The 19921-nt window shown below is 35.2% G+C and carries 21 protein-coding genes; 5 read left to right on the plus strand and 16 right to left on the minus strand.

Annotated features, from left to right (window positions below; genetic code table 11):
* Nucleotides 1-92: 92 nt before the first annotated feature.
* From accC to pdxA, 5 genes are all read right to left on the minus strand, one after another.
* Complete coding sequence (gene accC / locus C1631_RS07590) at nucleotides 93-1448, minus strand: acetyl-CoA carboxylase biotin carboxylase subunit (protein WP_103247185.1); 1356 nt, start codon at nucleotides 1446-1448, stop codon at nucleotides 93-95.
* 98 nt (nucleotides 1449-1546) lie between these two features.
* Nucleotides 1547-2029 (minus strand): acetyl-CoA carboxylase biotin carboxyl carrier protein, encoded by a 483-nt coding sequence (gene accB, locus C1631_RS07595; RefSeq protein WP_109711545.1) that lies wholly within the window; start codon nucleotides 2027-2029, stop codon nucleotides 1547-1549.
* A 126-nt stretch (nucleotides 2030-2155) separates the two neighbouring features.
* Complete coding sequence (rpmF, locus tag C1631_RS07600; RefSeq protein ID WP_039365059.1) at nucleotides 2156-2359, minus strand: 50S ribosomal protein L32; 204 nt, start codon at nucleotides 2357-2359, stop codon at nucleotides 2156-2158.
* Nucleotides 2360-2426: 67 nt separating this feature from the next.
* Nucleotides 2427-2963, minus strand: a complete 537-nt coding sequence (locus C1631_RS07605) for a YceD family protein (protein WP_103247186.1) — start codon at nucleotides 2961-2963, stop codon at nucleotides 2427-2429.
* 85 nt (nucleotides 2964-3048) lie between these two features.
* The gene (gene pdxA, locus C1631_RS07610) at nucleotides 3049-4140 is read right to left on the minus strand and encodes a 4-hydroxythreonine-4-phosphate dehydrogenase PdxA (protein WP_103247187.1); all 1092 of its coding nucleotides are present in this window, start codon (nucleotides 4138-4140) and stop codon (nucleotides 3049-3051) included.
* Nucleotides 4141-4188: 48 nt separating this feature from the next.
* On the opposite strand from pdxA, the gene C1631_RS07615 reads away from it, so the two are divergent.
* The 3 genes from C1631_RS07615 to C1631_RS07625 are packed head-to-tail and all read left to right on the plus strand — an operon-like array spanning nucleotide 4189 to nucleotide 6927.
* Nucleotides 4189-4773 carry a riboflavin synthase gene (locus tag C1631_RS07615; RefSeq protein ID WP_103247188.1) on the plus strand — a complete coding sequence of 195 codons (585 nt, stop codon included), beginning with the start codon at nucleotides 4189-4191 and terminating at the stop codon, nucleotides 4771-4773.
* Between the two features lies 1 nt (nucleotide 4774).
* Entirely contained in the window at nucleotides 4775-6229 is a 1455-nt protein-coding gene (locus C1631_RS07620; RefSeq protein WP_103247189.1) for a sensor histidine kinase, read from the plus strand.
* The gene (locus tag C1631_RS07625; RefSeq protein ID WP_103247190.1) at nucleotides 6229-6927 is read left to right on the plus strand and encodes a tRNA1(Val) (adenine(37)-N6)-methyltransferase; all 699 of its coding nucleotides are present in this window, start codon (nucleotides 6229-6231) and stop codon (nucleotides 6925-6927) included. The genes C1631_RS07620 and C1631_RS07625 overlap by 1 nt, the downstream gene beginning before the upstream one ends.
* 35 nt (nucleotides 6928-6962) lie before the next feature.
* On the opposite strand, the gene C1631_RS07630 is transcribed toward C1631_RS07625, so the two are convergent.
* Nucleotides 6963-7673, minus strand: coding sequence for a cell division ATP-binding protein FtsE (locus C1631_RS07630; protein WP_027375447.1), 711 nt, complete (start codon nucleotides 7671-7673; stop codon nucleotides 6963-6965).
* A gap of 154 nt (nucleotides 7674-7827) precedes the next feature.
* Nucleotides 7828-7986 (minus strand): 50S ribosomal protein L34, encoded by a 159-nt coding sequence (gene rpmH / locus C1631_RS07635; protein ID WP_040997588.1) that lies wholly within the window; start codon nucleotides 7984-7986, stop codon nucleotides 7828-7830.
* Nucleotides 7987-8220: 234 nt separating this feature from the next.
* Here rpmH and C1631_RS07640 point away from each other — a divergent pair, with 234 nt between their 5' ends.
* A complete protein-coding gene (locus C1631_RS07640; protein WP_109711547.1) occupies nucleotides 8221-9225 on the plus strand; it encodes a DHH family phosphoesterase in 1005 nt (334 codons plus the stop codon).
* Nucleotides 9226-9324: 99 nt separating this feature from the next.
* Here C1631_RS07640 and C1631_RS07645 read toward each other — a convergent pair whose 3' ends face one another.
* The 8 genes from C1631_RS07645 to tilS all read right to left on the minus strand — a co-directional run bounded on the left by C1631_RS07645 (nucleotide 9325) and on the right by tilS (nucleotide 17988).
* Nucleotides 9325-10143 carry a patatin-like phospholipase family protein gene (locus C1631_RS07645; protein WP_109711548.1) on the minus strand — a complete coding sequence of 273 codons (819 nt, stop codon included), beginning with the start codon at nucleotides 10141-10143 and terminating at the stop codon, nucleotides 9325-9327.
* Between the two features lie 45 nt (nucleotides 10144-10188).
* On the minus strand, nucleotides 10189-11004 hold the full coding sequence (locus C1631_RS07650) for a hypothetical protein (RefSeq protein ID WP_103247194.1): 816 nt from the start codon (nucleotides 11002-11004) through the stop codon (nucleotides 10189-10191).
* Between the two features lie 3 nt (nucleotides 11005-11007).
* Nucleotides 11008-11790, minus strand: a complete 783-nt coding sequence (locus C1631_RS07655; protein WP_109711550.1) for an alpha/beta fold hydrolase — start codon at nucleotides 11788-11790, stop codon at nucleotides 11008-11010.
* Between the two features lie 151 nt (nucleotides 11791-11941).
* Nucleotides 11942-12457 (minus strand): biopolymer transporter ExbD, encoded by a 516-nt coding sequence (locus tag C1631_RS07660; protein WP_103247196.1) that lies wholly within the window; start codon nucleotides 12455-12457, stop codon nucleotides 11942-11944.
* A gap of 216 nt (nucleotides 12458-12673) precedes the next feature.
* Nucleotides 12674-14743 carry a protein-disulfide reductase DsbD family protein gene (locus C1631_RS07665; RefSeq protein WP_109711551.1) on the minus strand — a complete coding sequence of 690 codons (2070 nt, stop codon included), beginning with the start codon at nucleotides 14741-14743 and terminating at the stop codon, nucleotides 12674-12676.
* A gap of 320 nt (nucleotides 14744-15063) precedes the next feature.
* On the minus strand, nucleotides 15064-16023 hold the full coding sequence (locus C1631_RS07670; protein ID WP_165828255.1) for a peroxiredoxin-like family protein: 960 nt from the start codon (nucleotides 16021-16023) through the stop codon (nucleotides 15064-15066).
* Nucleotides 16024-16102: 79 nt separating this feature from the next.
* Nucleotides 16103-16663 carry an RNA polymerase sigma factor gene (locus C1631_RS07675; protein ID WP_103247137.1) on the minus strand — a complete coding sequence of 187 codons (561 nt, stop codon included), beginning with the start codon at nucleotides 16661-16663 and terminating at the stop codon, nucleotides 16103-16105.
* Nucleotides 16636-17988 (minus strand): tRNA lysidine(34) synthetase TilS, encoded by a 1353-nt coding sequence (gene tilS, locus C1631_RS07680; RefSeq protein WP_109711555.1) that lies wholly within the window; start codon nucleotides 17986-17988, stop codon nucleotides 16636-16638. The genes C1631_RS07675 and tilS overlap by 28 nt, the downstream gene beginning before the upstream one ends.
* 87 nt (nucleotides 17989-18075) lie before the next feature.
* On the opposite strand from tilS, the gene C1631_RS07685 reads away from it, so the two are divergent.
* Nucleotides 18076-18909, plus strand: coding sequence for an OmpA family protein (locus C1631_RS07685; RefSeq protein ID WP_103247135.1), 834 nt, complete (start codon nucleotides 18076-18078; stop codon nucleotides 18907-18909).
* Nucleotides 18910-18963: 54 nt separating this feature from the next.
* Here the strand turns inward: C1631_RS07685 and C1631_RS07690 are convergent, their stop codons facing one another.
* A complete protein-coding gene (locus C1631_RS07690; RefSeq protein ID WP_103247140.1) occupies nucleotides 18964-19920 on the minus strand; it encodes an HTTM domain-containing protein in 957 nt (318 codons plus the stop codon).
* Between the last annotated feature and the right edge of the window lies 1 nt (nucleotide 19921).

A 19921-nucleotide genomic window follows, 5' to 3' on the forward strand; every position in this document is an offset into this window, starting at 1 on the left:
TTTTATATTAATCGTAAAAGATTTTTGAATTGATGAACTAAAAAAAACTGCCTCAATAAGAGGCAGTTTAAAGTTTTTATTTTAAAATAATCTTAGTGATTATCATATTTTCTATCCATTACAAAATCTTCCATGAATTTTGTCGTGTAGTTTCCTGCAAGATAATCTTCATTGTCCATCAGTTGTCTGTGGAAAGGAATGGTAGTTTTTACTCCTTCAATATAGAATTCCTCAAGAGCACGTCTCATTTTTGCAATAGCTTCCTCACGGGTTTGAGCCGTAGTGATAAGCTTAGCAATCATAGAGTCATAGTTAGAAGGAATTGTATATCCTGAATATACGTGAGTATCTACTCGGATTCCGTGCCCACCAGGAATGTTTAATCCTGTGATTTTCCCCGGAGATGGTCTGAAGTCTGCGTAAGGATCTTCTGCATTGATTCTACACTCAATAGAATGTAATTTCGGGTAATAGTTGATTCCTGAAATAGGAGTTCCCGCAGCAAGAAGAATTTGTTCTCTGATCAGGTCATAATCAATTACCTGTTCAGTAATAGGGTGTTCTACCTGGATTCTTGTATTCATTTCCATGAAATAGAAATTTCTATGTTTGTCTACAAGGAATTCTATAGTTCCTACTCCTTCATATCCAATGAATTCGGCAGCTTTTACAGCAGCATCACCCATTTTCTCACGAAGTTCGTCTGTCATGAAAGGAGAAGGGGTTTCTTCAGTTAATTTCTGATTTCTTCTCTGTACAGAACAATCTCTTTCAGAAAGGTGACAAGCTTTACCAAACTGGTCTCCTGCAACCTGGATTTCAATGTGTCTAGGCTCTTCAATCAGTTTTTCCATATACATTCCTCCGTTTCCGAAGGCTGCTACAGCTTCCTGAATAGCAGACTCCCAGTGTTCTTTAAGGTCTTCAGCTTTCCAAACAGCTCTCATCCCTTTACCACCACCACCTGCAGTTGCTTTGATCATTACCGGATATCCGGTTTCTTCGGCAACTTTTACAGCGTGTTCGTAAGATTCGATCAAACCGTCAGAACCCGGTACACAAGGTACACCAGCTGCTTTCATGGTAGCCTTGGCATTAGCTTTGTCTCCCATTTTTTCGATTTGCTCAGGAGAAGCACCAATAAATTTGATCCCATTCTTCTGGCAGATTCTTGAAAAATTAGCATTTTCAGATAAGAATCCGTAGCCCGGGTGAATAGCATCGGCGTTGGTAATTTCCGCAGCAGCAATAATATTAGGGATTTTAAGATATGAGTCTTTGCTCATTGCGGGGCCAATACAAACTGCTTCATCAGCAAATCTTACGTGAAGACTGTCTTTGTCTGCAGTAGAATATACTGCAACGGTTTTGATCCCCATTTCTTTACAAGTACGTAAAATACGCATTGCAATTTCGCCACGATTGGCTATTAATATTTTTTTGAACATCTTCTTCAATTTGAAAATTAGATAATTTGAAAATTAGATAATGTTATTTTAATGTAGAATTTAATCTAACATCTAATGTCTAACATCTAACTTCTAAATTAAGATGGATCTACTAAGAATAATGGTTGGTCGTATTCTACAGGAGTAGCATCGTCCACTAAGATTTTAACAATTTTTCCGCTGATTTCAGATTCTATCTGGTTGAATAACTTCATTGCTTCAATTACACAAACCACTTTGCCTACAGAAACTTCGTCACCTACATTTACAAATAAATCCTTATCAGGAGCAGGTTTTCTATAGAAAGTACCAATCATTGGAGACTTGATTGTTACATATTTGCTGTCATCAGATGCAGCTTCAGCTTTTTCAGCAGGTGCAGCAGCCGGAGTAGCAACAGGTGCCGGAGCAGCTACTGCCTGAGGTGCAGTGTGGTAAACTGCAGGTTGTGCATAAACAGCATCGCTTCCAGCTAATGGAGTTTTAATAGTGATTTCGAAATCTTTAGTTTTGTACTTTACCTCTGATACTTCAGCTTTAGATACAAACTTAATAAGATTTTGTATGTCTTTAATGTCCATAAATTTGATATTTGATTTTGGGTCAAAGATACCAAAAAAACGTAAAAAACAATAAAAAACCGTCCAAATTTAACAATTTTGGACGGTTTTTGTATTAAAATGAGGTTTTTTTAAAAAATCCCTCTCTTAGTTTTCTTCAGTAGTTGCTACTTCTTTCTCCAATACTACTTTACCTCTGTAGTAAAGTTTTCCTTCATGCCAGTGAGCTCTGTGGTAAAGGTGAAGTTCACCAGTTGCTGCATCTTTAGCTAGTTGAGGAACTACAGCTTTGTAGTGAGTTCTTCTCTTATCTCTTCTTGTGGACGACTGTCTTCTTTTAGGATGTGCCATTTTGTAATAACTTTTTTAATTGATGAGCGATGAGATTCATCATCTCATCATATTTAAATTATTTTATTTAATTATTGTCTTTTAATTTTCTTAAAGCATCCCACCTTGGGTCACTTTCGTGTTCTTTTTTTTCTTCTTCTTCTTCCTCAATTTCTTTCGGACTGAACTGGTCAAGAATTTTAAGATCTTCATCACTTACATTCGGTGAAATCTTTTTCATCGGTATGGAAAGCATTACATTCTCATAAATCAAATGTGCTATATTGAATGCATGATCTCCGGTAGGAATGGTGATCACATCTTCATTGCTGTCATCATACTCTTCCCCAAAATTCACCAGAATTTTAATTTCATTCTCAATAGGGTAGTCGAAATTTTCGTTTGTGATGTCACAAACCAGCTCAACCAGTCCTTTTATTTTAATCTCAAATTCTAAAAAAGTCGTGTGCTTATCAAGTGAAGCAATCACGTCTATTCTTGGATTTGTAAATTCCTGCTCAGTATCAAATAATTGAAAGAACGTTTTATCTATCTCAAACTTGAACTCGTGTTTTCCGTTTTTAAGTCCGGAAAAGCTTACGTCATAGTTTCTTAACTTGTCCATAAAATGAGTGTGCAAAAATATGCATTTTTTTTATAATAACAAATAAAATCCAAAACAAATTAATTTAAAAATTCGTTTTAAAGATTTATGCTTCAGTTTCATCCGGAAGATCCTCATCTATTCCGTTATCTACAACCATTTTTCTAGGCTGAAGACGATTGCTCATCAGATCGTTATATTCAATTCTGTTCTTGAAAACTTTGATGGCAGTGAAAATGGCTTCTGTAAAACTTTGCTCGTCAGCAATATTTTTCCCCGCAATATCATAGGCAACTCCATGATCCGGAGATGTTCTGATAAAAGGAAGACCTGCGGTATAATTCACGCCCTCCTCATAAGCTAACGTCTTGAAAGGTGCTAATCCCTGATCGTGATACATAGCCAGAACTGCATCAAAGTTTTTATACTTAGAGGGTTGGAAGAAACTGTCTGCCGGGAACGGTCCGAATGCGAGTATTCCGTTGTCAGAAAGTTCTTTGATTGCAGGAGCAATAATCTCGATTTCTTCATTTCCGATCACTCCGCCGTCTCCTGCGTGAGGATTTAATCCTAATACAGCAATTTTAGGCTTTTGAACACAGAAATCTTCAATAAGAGTCTGATGTAATACTTTAATCTGTTTTTTTATTTTTTCTTTAGAAATATTTTCTGCAACCTGAGCGATAGGGATGTGGTGGGTGGAAACGGCTACTTTAAGATCTTCAGTTACCAGAAACATCAGGCCTTTTTTATCGAATTTTTCTTCAAAATATCCCGTATGCCCGGCGTGCTTAAATCCCATTTTTACCATCTCATCTTTATTGATAGGAGCGGTTACAAGAACATCAATATCTCCTTTCATTAAAGCCTGCGTGGCAGCTTCCAAAGAATCAATCGCCATTTTTGTAGATTCTTCTGTAGGAACTCCTAGCTCTACATTAACGTTTTCTTTGGTAAGGTTTACCATATTAAGCTTTCCTGCCTGTGCCTGGGAAGCTTCATTCACATAGTTGAAATTAAGGTTCAGCTTGAAAATGTTTTTCTGATAAGTGAACAGCTTTCCCGAACCAAAAATTACAGGGGTAAAAAAATCTGTAATAGTTTTGTCTGTCAGAGACTTCATAATGATCTCCGGACCTATGCCATTGAAATCACCAATTGAAATTCCTACTCGTACTTTATGGTTTTTTGGGCTCATTTTGATTATCTTTGAAGATTATAATTTACAAATTTAGCAAAAAATAATATGTTCACAGGAATTATTGAAGCAGTTGGTGTTATTAAAAAGATTGAAGAAAAAGGAAGCAATATAGATTTTACTTTAACATGCCCTTTTACAAACGAGCTGAAAATTGATCAGAGTCTTGCTCATAACGGATGTTGCCTTACCGTTGTTGAGATTAAAGAGGATCAATATGTCGTTACCGCAATCAATGAAACGCTAGAAAAAACCAATCTGGGAAAATGGGAATTGGGAACGGTGGTGAATCTTGAACGTTGTATGAAGATGGATGGCAGGCTTGATGGTCATATCGTTCAGGGGCATGTCGATAAGACCGGAGAAGTAGTGGGGATTGAGAATAAAGATGGAAGCTACTTCATTACCATGAAATATGAAACTGACGGAAACTTTGTAACCGTACCTCAGGGATCGATTACAGTAAACGGGATTAGCCTCACAGTGGCAAAAAGTGAAGATACTCAGTTTTCAGTTGCTATCATTCCTTATACATGGGAATTTACCAATATGAAACATTTGAAAATTGGTGATAAAGTAAATTTAGAATTTGACATCATTGGTAAGTATATTGCTAGGTTAATTAAAAAGTAGGATGTCAATTAATAAGTATAAAGGATATAGCTTAAGGAACCGTGTTTTTTTTGGTTTTCTGTTGGTATGCTTTTTAAGTGTTGTTGCGACTTCGCTTGTCCCTTATTTTGTATTGAGAAATAACTCTTTGCAGCAGAGTACTATTGATATGCAGGAGAAAACCACTGCTGTTATGAGGTATCTGGACTATGCGGTGAGTCGGACTTTGGTGAAAACAGAGGATTTACCAAACGTTTTAGGGAATAAAATTTTTGAAATCGCAGATATCAATCAGCATGATATTGTCATTTATGATTTGAAAGGAAATTATCTCCTTTCCAATAAAGATGAAAGCCTGATCGATCAGAAAACAATTCCTCTGGATATCATCAATAGAATTCTGGCAACTGATGCCAGAGTGGATATGACCAGATATGATTCCGCTAAGGATGCCAGACTTACGTCTTCCTATCTTCTTCTCAAAAATAACGAGCTTGAGCCGATAGGGGTGGTGTATATTCCTTTATATCATAATGAATCTGCTTATCTGGAGGTTCTTCATCAGTATGTTAAATATATTCTTTTAGTAGATATTTTCCTTATATTATTCAGTGTCTGGATCAGCTGGGTGACTTCAAACAGCCTGGCAAAAACCATTACCAAATTTTCTGATATGATCACCCGTATTACATTATTTGAAAATGAAATGCGCCCTATCAGGTATTATAAAAATGATGAGCTTAATGCATTGGCAAGGGCTTATAACAGGATGATTCTCCAGATTCAGGACCAAAAGGAAAGATTAAGATTTAAAGCGTCTGAAGAAGCCTGGAGAGAAATGGCAAAGCAGGTAGCCCACGAGGTGAAAAACCCGCTTACTCCTATGAAGCTTACCATCCAGAATTTTGAAAGAAAATTTGATCCGGAAGATCCGAATATCAAAGAGAGGGTTAAATTGATGAGTAAAACAATGGTGGATCAGATTGACTTGATTGCCACTGTTGCATCGGCTTTTTCAGAATTTGCCAAACTTCCTGAAAAAAATAATGAAGTGATTAATCTGAATACTGAGGTAGAAGATATTCTTCGTGTTTTTAATGATGACAGTATTTTTATGCATTCAAACAAGAGCAATATTATGATCAATATGGATAGAATTTATCTTTCCAGAATCATAACCAATCTTGTGACCAATGCCAAGCAGGCGGAAAGTGAAGAAAGAAAACTGATTATTAATGTAGATGTAGAGCAGCACCAAAGAAGAGTGATCATTTCCGTTCAGGATAATGGAATTGGGATCCCTGATAATATGTATGAAAGGATCTTTGAGCCTAATTTTACCTCCAAAAACAGTGGGATGGGTCTGGGATTATCCATGGTAAGAAAAATGATTGAAGATTATAAAGGAGAGATTTCTGTGAAATCAGAAGTAGGGAAGGGATCAACATTCATCATTACATTGCCTACCAATTTATAGTGAAGCCTTTTAAGTTTAAACAATTCGAAATTCAGCAGTCTGAAAGCGTCTTCCGTGTAGGAACAGACGGTGTTTTGCTGGGCGCTCTTTCTGAAGTGAGCCTGGCTTCAAAAGTATTGGAAGTAGGTACCGGAACCGGATTGATTTCATTGATGTTGGCGCAGCGAAATTCCCAGGCTAATTTTTTAGGCTTGGATATTAATAAAGAGGCAGTTGCTCTTACTCAGATTAATTTTGAGAATTCTCCTTTTCATATCAGGTTAAAAAATAAACATCAGGATTTTAAAACTTTCGAAATAGAAGAACGATTTGATCTGATTGTTTCCAATCCACCTTATTTCGAAGAATCGGGTTCTGAAAAGGATAAAATAGCAAGACAGACAGTAGAACTTAATTTTATACAGTTAATCAGTAAATCAGCGTGTCTTTTATCCGGGAATGGAATTTTTTCGGTTATCATTCCTGTTGAGGCCGGTGAAATTTTTATTTCGCTGGCAGAAGAAAACAGGATGTTTTTAATTCGTAAAGTTAATATCAAAGGTATTGAAAATGGTCAGATCAAAAGGCTTATCCTCGAATTTTCATTGACTGAAAAAGCATTGGAGGAATCTGACTTTACGATAGAAAAAAGTCCGAGACAATACTCGGACCAATATCTTGAACTCACCAGAGAGTTTCATGTTTTTAAAGAGGCTTGAAATAAGTAACTTTTACTTCTAAATCTCTCGATTTTTTATTCAAATAATTCAGCAGTATCCAATACGGATACTTTTCCGTCTTCACATCTGATTGCTTCTCCCGGGAAATTTTGAATCATGTGATAATCGTGGGTTGCCATTACTACAGCAGCGCCATTTTCAAGGGCAACCTGCTTTAACAGAGTCATGATTTCGTTAGAAGTTTCCGGGTCGAGGTTTCCCGTTGGTTCATCCGCTAAAATAAGATCAGGGTGGTTAAGAAGAGCTCTTGCAATAGCGATACGCTGTTGCTCACCTCCCGAAAGTTCGTGGGGCATTTTGTGCTTTTTACTCTTCATATTAACACTACCTAATACTTCGTTGATGCGGTCTTCCATTTTTACTTTATCACTCCAGCCGGTTGCTTCAAGAACGAACTTCAGGTTCTTCTCTACCGTTCTGTCGGAAAGTAATTGGAAATCCTGGAATACAATACCTAGTTTTCTTCGTAGGTTAGGGATATCAGAAGGTTTAAGTTTTGCCAGATCAAATCCTACCACAGCTCCGTGTCCTGATGCTAAAGGAATATGTCCGTAAAGCGTTTTCAAAAGTGAACTTTTCCCGGAACCTGTTTTTCCGATAAGATAGCAAAATCTACCTTTTTTAATGTTAAGATTTACATCAGAAAGTACAGTGAAGTTTTTTTGTGCAATTTTCGCATGTTGCAAACTTATGATATTGTCTCCGGAGATATTTGTATGTGGCATAATTTAATTTTAAGGCTGTTTCTAAACAAAAGTTTTTCAAATTTTAAAAATAGAAAAAAGATGCATATACAACCTAAATTTTAGTAAATTTTAACAACAAAAAATGCCTGAAAAGGAACTTCTCAAGCATGTTTTGTATATGATAATAAAAAGATTATCTCTTAGCGCGTGATGCACTTACAGTTAAACTCTTTCTGCCTTTAGCTCTTCTCGCAGCCAAAACTCTTCTTCCATTTGGCGTAGACATTCTTTCTCTGAAACCGTGTTTGTTTCTTTTCTTTCTTTCTGATGGCTGGAATGTTCTTTTACTCATTACTATATGTTTAAATCGTAATTAATCTATTAATTTTCAGGTTGCAAAGATATAGAAATTTTTATAAGATACAAACTTTACGTATCTTTTTTTGAAAATATTTGATGTGTTTTTTTGTCAAACATTTGCAAACCCCGAAGAGAAAGCAAATTCTCCCGACAAAAATAATATTTAAATGATTTATATAAAAGCTCTATCTTTGAAAACTTAAATTTTAACGAAAAGGAACACAAGATGTTTACACCAGCAGAACTTTCAGATATCAATACATTACTAAAACCAGAAAACAAAATAGTTATTCTTACCCACTACAATCCGGATGGGGATGCTATTGGCTCCAGCCTGGGATTGAAGCATTATCTGAAAGCAAAAGGAATCTATGCTGAAGTGATTGTTCCGAATGACTTTCCAAAGTTCCTTAAATGGATGCCGGAGTCTAAAAAAATAACCATTGCTGAATATAAAAGAAAGCTTGCTTTTGATATGATTGCTGAAGCGGATGTTATTTTCTGTTTAGATTTTAACTCCCCTTCAAGAATTGGATTGTTGGGAGAATGGCTCGTGAAGGCACCAGGTAAAAAAATTCTTATTGATCATCACCAACAACCGGAAAAGTTTGACTTTGTATATTCTGATACGGTAATTCCGGCTACTTCACAGATGATTTATCATTTTATTGAAGCGTTAGATGATGAAAAACTGGTGAATCAGGATATCGCAGAATGTCTTTATACGGGTATTATGACAGATACCGGCGGTTTCCGTTTTCGTTCTACAAGTGCTACTACTCACAGAATCATTGCTCATCTTATTGAAAATGGGGCTGATCCTGCTATGATCACTTCCAACACCTGGGATACCAATACTGTTTCAAGACTTCACCTGCTTGCTTTGGTGCTGGGAAGAATAGAAGTGGTGAATGACGGTAGGGTTGCTATTTTAAGTCTTACAAGAAACGAACTCAAAGAATTTGGTTTCCAGAAAGGAGATACAGAAGGTTTTGTAAATTACGGATTAAGTATTGCCGGAGTAAAAATGTCTGCATTTTTTATGGAAGATCTGTATGAGGATTTTGTTAAGATTTCTTTCAGAAGTAAAGATGATGTGGATGTAAACCAATTCTCCAGAAAATATTTCAGCGGTGGTGGGCACATCAATGCAGCAGGTGGAAAATCTATGGATTCTTTATCAGGAACTATTGACGTTTTCAAGAAGAGACTGATTGAAGAGAATTTATAAGGGGCAAACGTCAAAAATTATAAAACAGCAAAGGTAACCGAAGGTAAAGATGCTAACGTTTGCTATATTGGGAAATAGAGCCTATGTAGTGTGAATTTGTTAACTCTCCAACTTTCTAAATCCGAATTCTTTACGGTATCCCTTTGTTTCCAGCTCCTCACAGGTATACTCATATACTTGCTGAAACATCTCATCCATATATTTCTTGTTGAAAAGACTGAACTTGGTCATTTTTGGAGGATCCAGAAAAATATTACAGTGCTTTACTTTGGAATAAACAGATTTGGCAATGGCAAGGTGGAGAATCCGGTCGAATTCTTTCATAAGGCTCATTTTGTTTAATTGATCATAACTTATTGAATTGACATGGGAGGCAATAAGAAAATCGCATTTGTCAATAATAGGTTCAATAGGTAAGTTATCAAGAACTCCACCATCCACGTATATTTTATCTTCAATTCTTACAGGAGGAAGGATAAAAGGTACGCTTGATGAGGCCAGCAGAGGGGCGAAAAGTTGTCCTTCCGAAAAAAAATCGACAATACCATGAGTCATTTCTGTGGCTGCTACATACACAGGGATTTTTAGAATACTGAAGTTGTCCTCAGGAAAATAATCTTTGAAAAGTTTTAAAATGAAATTAGAACTGAAAATTCCGTTTTTGGATAATTTTAATGCAGATCTTGAGAAAAAAGAGGTTTCTTTTACAATCTCCATCATTTGATCCGGGGTTTTCCCAAAAGAATAAAAAGCACCTATGATAGCGCCGGCGCTTGTTCCGGAAATAATCTGAGGTCTGAGGCCATACTCTTCCAATGCTTTCAGTACAGCAATATGAGCAATTCCACGCATTCCTCCGCCTGAAAGTGTAAGCCCGATTACTTTTGGGTGCTTTTTTTTGAACGAGAATAAACCCATCTTGAAAATTATCCTTTACTAATATACAGGATTTTTTATAAATGTTTAAGGCTCATCACAGTCAGAATCAATCTTGATAAAAAGAGACTCAAACTCTTTACTCATCTTTTCATCATGAACCGGATTTACAACTGCATCATTGGCACAATTTCCCCATCCAAAAGTAATAAGATCAATAATGGCATAATCTCTTTTGTCCGGCGAATTGAGATGGTTGTTAAATTCATTCATAATTCGTTGAGGATTGGCATTTCTTTTACTCATTTCCTCCCGAAGTTTTCTCCACTCTTCAACCATTTGATCATCCGTTGAATTTAAAGCCTTTGAGAAATCGGGACATGTATTGCTTTTGAGAAGAACAGCAGGATCTGAATACGCTGAGATCTGCATTTTTTCCATCTGGTATTGTTGAAGGAGGGCTTCGTATTTCAGTTTTTTTATATTTTGCCAGTAAGGAACATTCACTACTTTAAGATTTTGAATAAGCTTCTTTTTTTCAGTGAAATCTCTATCTAATTTTGTCAGGATTTTATCCTTATCACGTCTCACCATCTGGAGGTTACTAAGGTCAAAAACAGATGGGGTATCCAGTAAAGTACCTCCTAAAGTATACCAGAGTGCATAGGTACCTTCAATCTCTTCCCGCGTGTATTTATTAGCATCAAAACGTCCTTTATTATCACATAGTTCTGTTACAAAATTAAACACTTCTTCTTTTGGAGTGTTGGATTTTAATGTGTCAGTATTCAGGGAAGCTTTAACCGTAACAGTATCTGTAGAGGTTGTTTTTGTTATTGACTTACTTTCTTTTTTACAGCTGAAAAATGCAAAGAGAAGGAGTGAAATTATTGAGATTCTCATCGTTTAAAGTACCAGTTTTTTTGGAAGATTATGTAAAAGTTCAGTATTGATAATTTCAGCACAGATGCCGGGTTTCTCCCAATGACCATTGTGACCACAATCTAAAATATATGATTTTATATTAGTCCTGTCCGGTAGATTTTTGATCATAGCATCAGTTTTCACAGCATTGTCATGCTTTCCTGCCAGTACTAGAATTTTAGCTTCCAGATTTTGCATGATATGCTTTTTGTCAGTCCTTTCCACCATTCCTTTTACACAGGCTAATGCTCCCAAATTATTTGTAGAAAGAGCTGTTTCAAGGGCGATTTCAATTTTCCCTTCCAGGATATCTCTTTCGTTAGGATTAAATAAATTAGGAATTCCTGCCCTTACATAATGTGCAAATGCATCTTTAATGATTCTGTAGCTCTTTATACGCTGCTGTTTTTTTTCTTCGTCATCCGGAAAGTAGGTGGAAAAAAATAAGGTCATACTTTTGAGCGTATCAGGATATTTCTCAGCAAAAGCCAAAGAAGTATACCCTCCCATAGAGTGACCGAGTAAATGTACTTTTTGTAAATTTTGGCTGTCTAACACCTTTTTTACTTCTTCTGCCATCAGCTCCATGGTATGAACTTCACCTAAGACTTCAGACTGTCCATGGCCGGGAAGGTCAATTTTTAAGAGGCTGAAATTTTTAGAAAGATGATGTTCCATGTCACTCCAGATGGATAGGTTTTCCATAAAACCATGAAGTAATACCAAAGTTTCTTGTCCGTTTCCTGTTCTTTCAAAGTTCAGCATAATTTCAATTTTTATAAGAGGTTAAAGGAATTCCGGAGATGCAGAATAGTGTCAACCGGATTATACTTTCAAATGTAAGCAAAAAAGAGGAAAACTACTGGTCTGGAAAATGCTACTAAAAAAGCCATCTCAAAACTGAGACGGCCTTCCTTTATTGAACTAACTCTTTGTAAATTTTTGTTTCCCAGGGTTTGATGTCGGTAACTCCATAGCGTTCCTTTTTAGCGATCGCGATATTATCCAGCATATCTACAAAGTTTTTATAATTGGCTTCATCTGTTGGTTTGACAATAATCGTAAAGTTTTCAGGATTCGGAGCATTTTTATACGCTTCAGAAATAATTTTAGAAACTTTTATACCGCTGAAATCTGTTTCTTTCAGATTGGCTGTATTTAAATCTGTAGCGTTGCTCTGGTGATAGAATACCCGATTGTCTTTTCCAAGAATGAAGGTTACCTGGTTTTTTTGATTCATTACTACTGAACTTGGTGGATCCCCTTTTGCCGGAAGCCCCAGGTCCATTACATTGGGTTTTGTAAAATTTGTTGTAAACATAAAGAACGTGATGAGTAGAAATCCCAGATCTACCATTGGAGTCATGTCTACTCTTATGAGTTTCTTTTTCTGTCTGCCTCCTTGTTTTTCTTGTGCAATTACTTCTGCCATGGTTACTGTTTTTAAAATGTTAAAAGATATTTGATAAAAATTTAAAAACCCGATCGTTGTTTTGAAAAGTTGATACAAAGTCTGTACCTAAAATCAGAAAATGACAATAATTTATTAATTTTATTATTATGTTAAACTTAAATAATGTTAAATTCAATACATGAAAAAAGCCTTATCTATTGAATGATAAGGCTTAGTGTTATTTTAGAATAAATTTTATTTATTTTGTTTGAAGTAGTTTACTCCGCACTCCAGGAATTTTTTAAAATCTTCTTTTGGCATGTAGCCGGAAACCGGAGTGTTGATTACTTTTCCATCCGGGGTAATTAACACATAGTGAGGTTGTGAGTTGTTATTAAAGTTAACCTGCTGGAATAAACTCCATCTGTCACCGATCGTTTTCACTTTCTTAATTTGCCCCTCTCCCAGGTCAATTTTTGTTTTTTGATCCTCAGGAAGTTCTTCCTTGTCATCCACATACAATGAAGCTAATACAACATCATTTTGAAGGATAGGTAAGATGTCTCCTTCGCTCCATACGAACTCTTCCATTTTTCTACAATTTTCACAACCGTAACCTGTGAAGTCAATGAGGATAGGTTTGTTTTCTTTCTTAGCCAATTCCACTGCTTTGAAGAAGTCGTGCTCAGGATGCATTCCCAGAATACCGTCTTTTTCATCATGGAAGTAACTCACGTTTAACGGAGGCAGAATTCCACTTAATAATTGCAGTTTCGGACGATCTGAAGGAATTAATCCCTGAATCAAATAAATCACAAACCCAAACCCTAATACTCCTAATATTTTTCTTGTAATAGAAATTTTAGGCTTTTTATCATCATGCGGAAATTTAATTAATCCGAATAAATACAGTGCTAACCCAAGAGCAATGATGATCCATATTGCAATGAAAAGCTCTCTCTTTAAGAAGAAAGTTTTGGATACAAGATCTGCTTTTGATAAGAATTTTAAAGCCAGCGCCAATTCTACAAACCCTAATACTACTTTTACCGTATTCATCCATCCTCCGGATTTTGGAAGGCTTTGTAAGGCCTGAGGGAATAAAGCCAATAGCCCAAAAACAATAGCCCAGGCTAATCCGAAACCTGCCAGTGCAAAGGTCAATAACATCGGAACATTGGATGATCCTGTTACTGCACTTCCTAACAAACTTCCCAGGATAGGCCCTGTACAAGAGAAAGAAACGATAACCAATGTCAGAGCCATGAAGAAGATTCCGATGATTCCACCTGCTTCTTCTGCTTTTGAAGATTTGTTGGCAATAGAACTTGGTAATGTAATATCATAATACCCGAAGAAACTTCCGGCAAAGAAAATGAAAATGATGAAGAAGGCAATATTCAGCCATACACTCGTAGAAATCTCGTTGAAAATATTTCCTGCAATCCCATCAATAATATGGAATGGAATACTCAATAATACGAAAATAAGAAGGATAAAGAACCCATAGATAAGGGCATCTCTTTTTCCTTTAGCTTTGTTTTTACTTCCTTTGGTAAAGAATGAAACCGTTAACGGGATCATTGGGAAAACGCATGGCGTTAATAGAGCAATCAATCCTCCGATAAATCCTAAGAACAAATAAGTCCAGTAGTTTTCTTCCACTTTAACTGAAGCGGCACCGCAATCTGTTAATGGTTTTTTGAAATCTATCGTTTCAATTTTCAGCTGTTTAGGATCCAGTTTTGAGCCTTCAGACACAGTAACCTCTTGTTTCGGGGTATTCTCTGTAACAGTTTCAACTGCTTTTACAGAATCTTTCGAAGGTTCTGCATTCCCATTATCTGCAACTTCTTCTGTCGCTCCTTTTGGGGTCACTTTTTGATTAAATTCAAGGGTATTGGGAGCCAGACAGACTCTGTCATCACAAGTCTGATAAGTAATTTCAGAAGTAACATCTGCTGGTTTTGCAGGATCTTTTAATTTAAACTTCTGTTTAAATCCTGCAGTATTGGAATAGAAAACAATAGTTCCTCCAAATGCCTCGGAAAACTCTTCATGTTTTTTACCTATTTCAGTAAATTTACCGATCAGTTCAATATTTTTACCTGAAACTTTATATTCTGTAGGAATTCCTGTATCCTCAGGAAGATCTTTGGAGTAAATATGCCATCCACTTTCCATGGTGGCATTTAAAACCGCTTCATACTGATTGTTTCCCAGATCATTGACCGTGAATTTAAACTTTACCGGATTTTTTATTTGTGCATTAATTCCCGTCGCTAAAAATAGTAGAATTAATAAAAACCAATTTCTAAATTTCATTTTTTCGTTTCATTAAAAATTTTGAGACTCCATTTTGTTCTCTCATCCTTTGTGTAATCTTATGTCCTATCTGAAAATGATAACTCCAGATATAGAATTATTCCTTTCAGCCAGTATCCAATTTTTTGCTTCGCTAAAATAGATAATTTTTTGTCCTTAAAAAACTTAGAAACTTTCTTTTTAGGTGCGATAGGTAAAATATTCAGACTTCTGCTGTAATTGTATTAGAAGTGTTATTTCTTCTCTCATTTCAAAACGATTATTGATTTTCATTTTTTTACAACACTAAGTGCTTTTCCAATGCAACAGATTTAAAAAAATTACTCTAAGTTTTTTAAAATATCCTCTATAGAAGCTCTGTTTTTATAATCAGGGTCAAAATGTCTCCATGTAATTTCTTTATCCCCATTAAGGATAAATGTTGCAGATACAGGGAGTCTTCCTGAATTATCTGATCTGCTTTTAGCAAAATCATCTTTTAATTTTGAATTATAGAAATTCAGAGTTTCACTGTCCGGAGTGTAAAGAACGTCAAAGGCCTCTGCAATTTTATACCCTTCATCATATAAAACCGTATACTCAGTCTTTGTTTTATTAATCGTCTTTTCTATGAATTCCGGTTTTTCAGGAGATATAATAACGAGTCTGGCGTTCTTTGATTTGAGTTCAGGGGCAAGATTTTGTAATGTTTCGATGTATTTGTTACAAAATGGACACCACTGCCCTCTGATAAAAACAACGACCAGCTTTTTGTTTTCTTTTGACAAAGAAAATGTATTCCCCAAATGATCTTTTGCATTGAAATTTTCGATCTTATCTCCAATCATTTTTCCTTTTACCTGTTCTATTGTTTTGCTTGGCTGAGACATCTTTTTTCTTACAACAGAAGCTCCAACTTCTAAAAACTGTTCAGGATTATAATATCCGAAATCATATTGAACCAGTTTACCCTGAGGATCAAGGAATAAAAAAGAAGGATAATTAACAACCTTAAACTCTTTTGCGAGTTTTACCCCTTCTTTTTCTGCATCTATAGCAAGATTTACAAAATTTTTGTTGAACATCTCTCCGATTTGTGGATCGGTGAAGGTGTTTTTTGCCATAAGTTTGCAAGGTCCACACCAGGTAGTATACAAGTCAATGAAAATAAGTTTATTCTCTTTTGCTGCAATTTTTTTCGCTGCCTCTAAATCAATTTTCTGGAAATTGATACCTGTGCTTTGAGCATTCAATAGAACTCCTGTAAATAGGAGGAGGCTCCATACTATTTTTTTGAACATACTATTTCTTTTTTTATATGTTCCATTAAGAAGAAAAAAATCACCCGTCAATTTGATTGTTTGTATAATGTGTTGGATTTCAGGTTGTAAAAATACCATTGTTTCTGATTTTTCTGATTTGTTCTACACATTTATATTTTTGATTTTGAGCATTATGCTTACTGGAGTAGTGGTATTTGTTCTGAATTTCCTCAATACTTTTATTTTCAATAAAAATATCATGGATCAGGTTTTGACAGTGCACAGAGATAGACTTCACATAGCCAACAAGTTTTTCCCAATAATACTTTTCATCTTCAATCGCTGAGTTGATTTCCTGATAGTTTTCTGCAAAATAGTTTTCAGGAGATTCTACATAAAAATTTCTGTTTCTCAATCTTTTTAACCACAAGTTTTTAGAAATTCCAATGAGATAATTTCCCAGGCAGGTTTGAACTTCGAAATTGTCAGCGTGTAATTTTTCATAAAGGATGAGTAATGCATCTTGAAAAATATCTTCCGCATCTTCCACATTACCTTTGTTTTTAAGGATAAATTTTTTGGTATAGCCGAAATACTGTTGGTATAAAACACCAAAAGCAATATTGCTGTCTTTCTTAAAATCATCAACAGCTAACGAATTAGTTGTTCTTCTGTCCATGCTACAGTTATCTTTTTTTGAGTATCTCTATCTGTTTGATACCTGCGATCCTGCCTCAGAGGAATAACTCCCAGAATATGATTTCTGGAATCACATAATAACCAGATCTTTTCCTTTATCAAAGCAGATAGTCGTTCGTCCCTAAAAAACTTAGAAACTTTCTTTTTTCCTGAAAAACCTGTTGGGTAAAACTCATCTCCGTCCCTTTGTTTTCTCAAACTTAGTGGGAAATGAATTTTTTCAGCATCAAAATTCCATTCAAAAGATGTATTGATGTGATCAATGTTTTCAATATAATCTACGAGATTGATGGTCCTTTGGTTTTCGGAAAAATTAAAATGATGGATCACTATTTTTTCATCTTTAATTTCCTTTTCATTGTTTTTGTCAATAAAGATCAGCTCATCCCGATTGACAATTAATTTATATTCTTTTGAAAAAAAGGAACTATTATTTTCTGCTTTAAAAATTTTCGGTATTTCTTCTTCCTGATTAAAACCGTATTTTTTTAAAATCTCAAATTTGACGAAATCACTTTCCTGATCCAGCTTCTCCTTTGATAAGATTTTATGGTCTTGGTTAAATAGAGTGAGCTTATTTTCTATTTCCAGAATTTGCTTTTGAACAAAATCTTTGGTTTGATTAAGGTATAACGAACTTTTCCTGAAGTTTTCCAGAAAATGATCATTGGTCTCCAATAGTTTTGGAACAACCTCATTTCTGATTTTATTTCGTAAATAATCACTTTTTTTATTCGAAAGATCTTCCCGGAATGTAATATCATTTTGTTCTGCAAATTCATAAATTTCTTTTTTTGAGAAACTTAAAAGCGGTCGGAGTATATTATTATCATGAGAAGGAATACCACTCAATCCATTAATACCCGCAGCTTTTGACAGATTAATAATGAATGTTTCCAGCTGGTCATTAAGATGATGAGCGGTGACAAGAAAAGTCAGATTCTCTTTTTTCTGAATTTCTTTAAAAAAATTATACCGCAGTTCTCTTGCCCAAAGCTGAATAGAATTTTCCGGTTTTTTATCTTTTTCCGAAACTTTGTACAAATGAAATTTGATATGATTTTTCTCACAGAAATCCTGTACAACTTTTTGGTCAAGATCTGAATCTTCACCCCGAAGTTTATAATTGATATGAGCTACCTGAAATGCCTGTCCGGTATTTGATATTTCATCTCTTAAATCCTTAAACAGAGAGGCTAAAACCATAGAGTCTGCACCTCCGCTTACCGCCAAAAGAAAAGTTTGTTTTTCTGGCTGTTGAACGAGATTTTCTAATTGATTGATAAAGCTTGATTTTTTCAACATCGATGTTGAGAATTTCTTTTATGCAAAGATAACCTATATAATTCAATTGAATTTTCCTAACTTTGATTGGTCTAAAAATGATTATTTATGAAGATTTTAAAAATTTTAGCAGTTTCTGCAATGGCGCTAGGAATGACATCTTGTGTGAGCAAGAAGCAGTATGATGCATTGAGCACAAACTATAAGCAGTGTATCGAAAATATTGGAGAAAGACAAAGAGAAATCCAGGATTTGAAATCTCAAAACTCTGCATTGGCAGGTGAGAATAATTTACTAAAAAGTCAGCATGATGCTTTAAAATCATCACTAGATGCATGTCTTTCAAACACCGGGAAAAGTTCTGCTAATATTGATAAATTGGTAGGTGAGATCAACGCTTCAAATTCATATATCAAGCAATTGATCTCCAGCAACGCTAAAAATGATAGTTTAAATCTTGCTTTGTCTAATAAATTGAAGAGATCGTTAGATAATGTTTCTGATGAAGATGTACAGGTGAAAGTATTGAAGGGAGTGGTAATGATTTCCCTTTCTGATAAAATGTTGTATAAAACAGGAGATTATAACATCCTTCCTGCTGCACAGGAGGTGCTAGGTAAAGTAGCAAAAGTGATCAATGATTATGATAAATATTCTGTATTGATTGAAGGTAATACAGATAATGCACCTTTAAATTCTGCCAATCTTCCAAGAGATAACTGGGACCTTTCTGCATTAAGAGGTACTTCCGTTGCTAAAGTTCTTCAGACACAATTTGGGGTAGATCCTGCAAGAATTACAGCAGGTGGTCGTTCTGAGTATAACCCTAAGGCGACAAACATGAGTGTTTCCGGCAGATCTGAAAACAGAAGAACAGAAATTATCATCATGCCTAAACTGGATGAGTTTATGAAACTAATGGATATCACTCCGAAGAAGTAATCAACAAATCAAAATAAAAATAGAAATCCCGAAGAAATTCGGGATTTTTTTTTATTAGATAACTCTCTCACCCAATGGATTGGTTGAGGTTTTTTTTGCTGAATGAGATGTTTTTTTTATGGGTTGCTCAAAATAGAAATTGGTAATATTCCAGATAATCATAATCGCAGAAAAATAGTATAGATTGAGGACAAGAGCAATTCCTAAGTGCATTGATATGGTCAGGAAAAGCCATGTTTTTTGTGTTGTTTTCTGCCATATAAAAAATGGATAGCACATCTCGATCAGGATCGTGCTCCATCCGATAATGATTAAAAAATAAGAATGTTCTGCCAACCAGCTGAAATCAATATTCAAATCCCGATTGGAGTAAGGCAAATGAATTGCTTTCCAGATTGATTCCCCATTCCACCAGTTAAATCCCAAACCTTTATCCAGACCCGAGAAAAAGTAAGCAATACAAATATGCAGTTGAAATAGTCTTTTGACCTGAGTGATACTGATGTATCTGGTCTTTTTGCTGAAAATTAAATTTCTAAGCGAAAAATTCTGGTCAGAAGGAAAAAGAATCAAATAAAATAAAGACATACTTGTAAAAAAGTCTGCTCCATAGGCAAAAAACGAACTCCCTTTTAAGAGTGCAATTTGTAAAAAAAGTAGAATAATTGCCGAAACTCTGGAGTAAAATCCTATGATTATAAAAGCTGATAGACTGATAAATGAGACTTTGGTGATCGTGATGGTTGTACTTTCTGCAATACCCAAAGATTGAAAAAAACTTACTATTTTCGGAAAGGTAATCAACCAATCCGGTGTAAAAACATTCATGATATCCTGAGGGATAATGCTGCTGCTCGAAAATAATGTTTCAAAATCTTCGATGACGGCCAGAAATTGCAAAAGAATAATCAACCCAATTGAAACCCTGAAGAAACTCAGGAATTCTGTTCGGTCATCTCTCTTAAAAAAGAAATCTTCTACGTTTGCATACATTGAATTAAGTGTCTTCATT

Origin of the sequence: Chryseobacterium phosphatilyticum (genome assembly GCF_002899825.2) — a bacterium.
GTDB classification, from domain to species: Bacteria; Bacteroidota; Bacteroidia; order Flavobacteriales; family Weeksellaceae; genus Chryseobacterium; species Chryseobacterium phosphatilyticum.

Coding starts and splice junctions, on each gene's coding strand:
- accC (WP_103247185.1), bottom strand. CDS start 1,448: ATGTTCAAAAAAATATTAATAGCCAATCGTGGCGAAATTGCAATGCGT.
- accB (WP_109711545.1), bottom strand. CDS start 2,029: ATGGACATTAAAGACATACAAAATCTTATTAAGTTTGTATCTAAAGCT.
- rpmF (WP_039365059.1), bottom strand. CDS start 2,359: ATGGCACATCCTAAAAGAAGACAGTCGTCCACAAGAAGAGATAAGAGA.
- C1631_RS07605 (WP_103247186.1), bottom strand. CDS start 2,963: ATGGACAAGTTAAGAAACTATGACGTAAGCTTTTCCGGACTTAAAAAC.
- pdxA (WP_103247187.1), bottom strand. CDS start 4,140: ATGAGCCCAAAAAACCATAAAGTACGAGTAGGAATTTCAATTGGTGAT.
- C1631_RS07615 (WP_103247188.1), top strand. CDS start 4,189: ATGTTCACAGGAATTATTGAAGCAGTTGGTGTTATTAAAAAGATTGAA.
- C1631_RS07620 (WP_103247189.1), top strand. CDS start 4,775: ATGTCAATTAATAAGTATAAAGGATATAGCTTAAGGAACCGTGTTTTT.
- C1631_RS07630 (WP_027375447.1), bottom strand. CDS start 7,673: ATGCCACATACAAATATCTCCGGAGACAATATCATAAGTTTGCAACAT.
- rpmH (WP_040997588.1), bottom strand. CDS start 7,986: ATGAGTAAAAGAACATTCCAGCCATCAGAAAGAAAGAAAAGAAACAAA.
- C1631_RS07640 (WP_109711547.1), top strand. CDS start 8,221: ATGTTTACACCAGCAGAACTTTCAGATATCAATACATTACTAAAACCA.
- C1631_RS07645 (WP_109711548.1), bottom strand. CDS start 10,143: ATGGGTTTATTCTCGTTCAAAAAAAAGCACCCAAAAGTAATCGGGCTT.
- C1631_RS07650 (WP_103247194.1), bottom strand. CDS start 11,004: ATGAGAATCTCAATAATTTCACTCCTTCTCTTTGCATTTTTCAGCTGT.
- C1631_RS07655 (WP_109711550.1), bottom strand. CDS start 11,790: ATGCTGAACTTTGAAAGAACAGGAAACGGACAAGAAACTTTGGTATTA.
- C1631_RS07660 (WP_103247196.1), bottom strand. CDS start 12,457: ATGGCAGAAGTAATTGCACAAGAAAAACAAGGAGGCAGACAGAAAAAG.
- C1631_RS07665 (WP_109711551.1), bottom strand. CDS start 14,743: ATGAAATTTAGAAATTGGTTTTTATTAATTCTACTATTTTTAGCGACG.
- C1631_RS07670 (WP_165828255.1), bottom strand. CDS start 16,023: ATGTTCAAAAAAATAGTATGGAGCCTCCTCCTATTTACAGGAGTTCTA.
- C1631_RS07675 (WP_103247137.1), bottom strand. CDS start 16,663: ATGGACAGAAGAACAACTAATTCGTTAGCTGTTGATGATTTTAAGAAA.
- tilS (WP_109711555.1), bottom strand. CDS start 17,988: ATGTTGAAAAAATCAAGCTTTATCAATCAATTAGAAAATCTCGTTCAA.
- C1631_RS07685 (WP_103247135.1), top strand. CDS start 18,076: ATGAAGATTTTAAAAATTTTAGCAGTTTCTGCAATGGCGCTAGGAATG.
- C1631_RS07690 (WP_103247140.1), bottom strand. CDS start 19,920: ATGAAGACACTTAATTCAATGTATGCAAACGTAGAAGATTTCTTTTTT.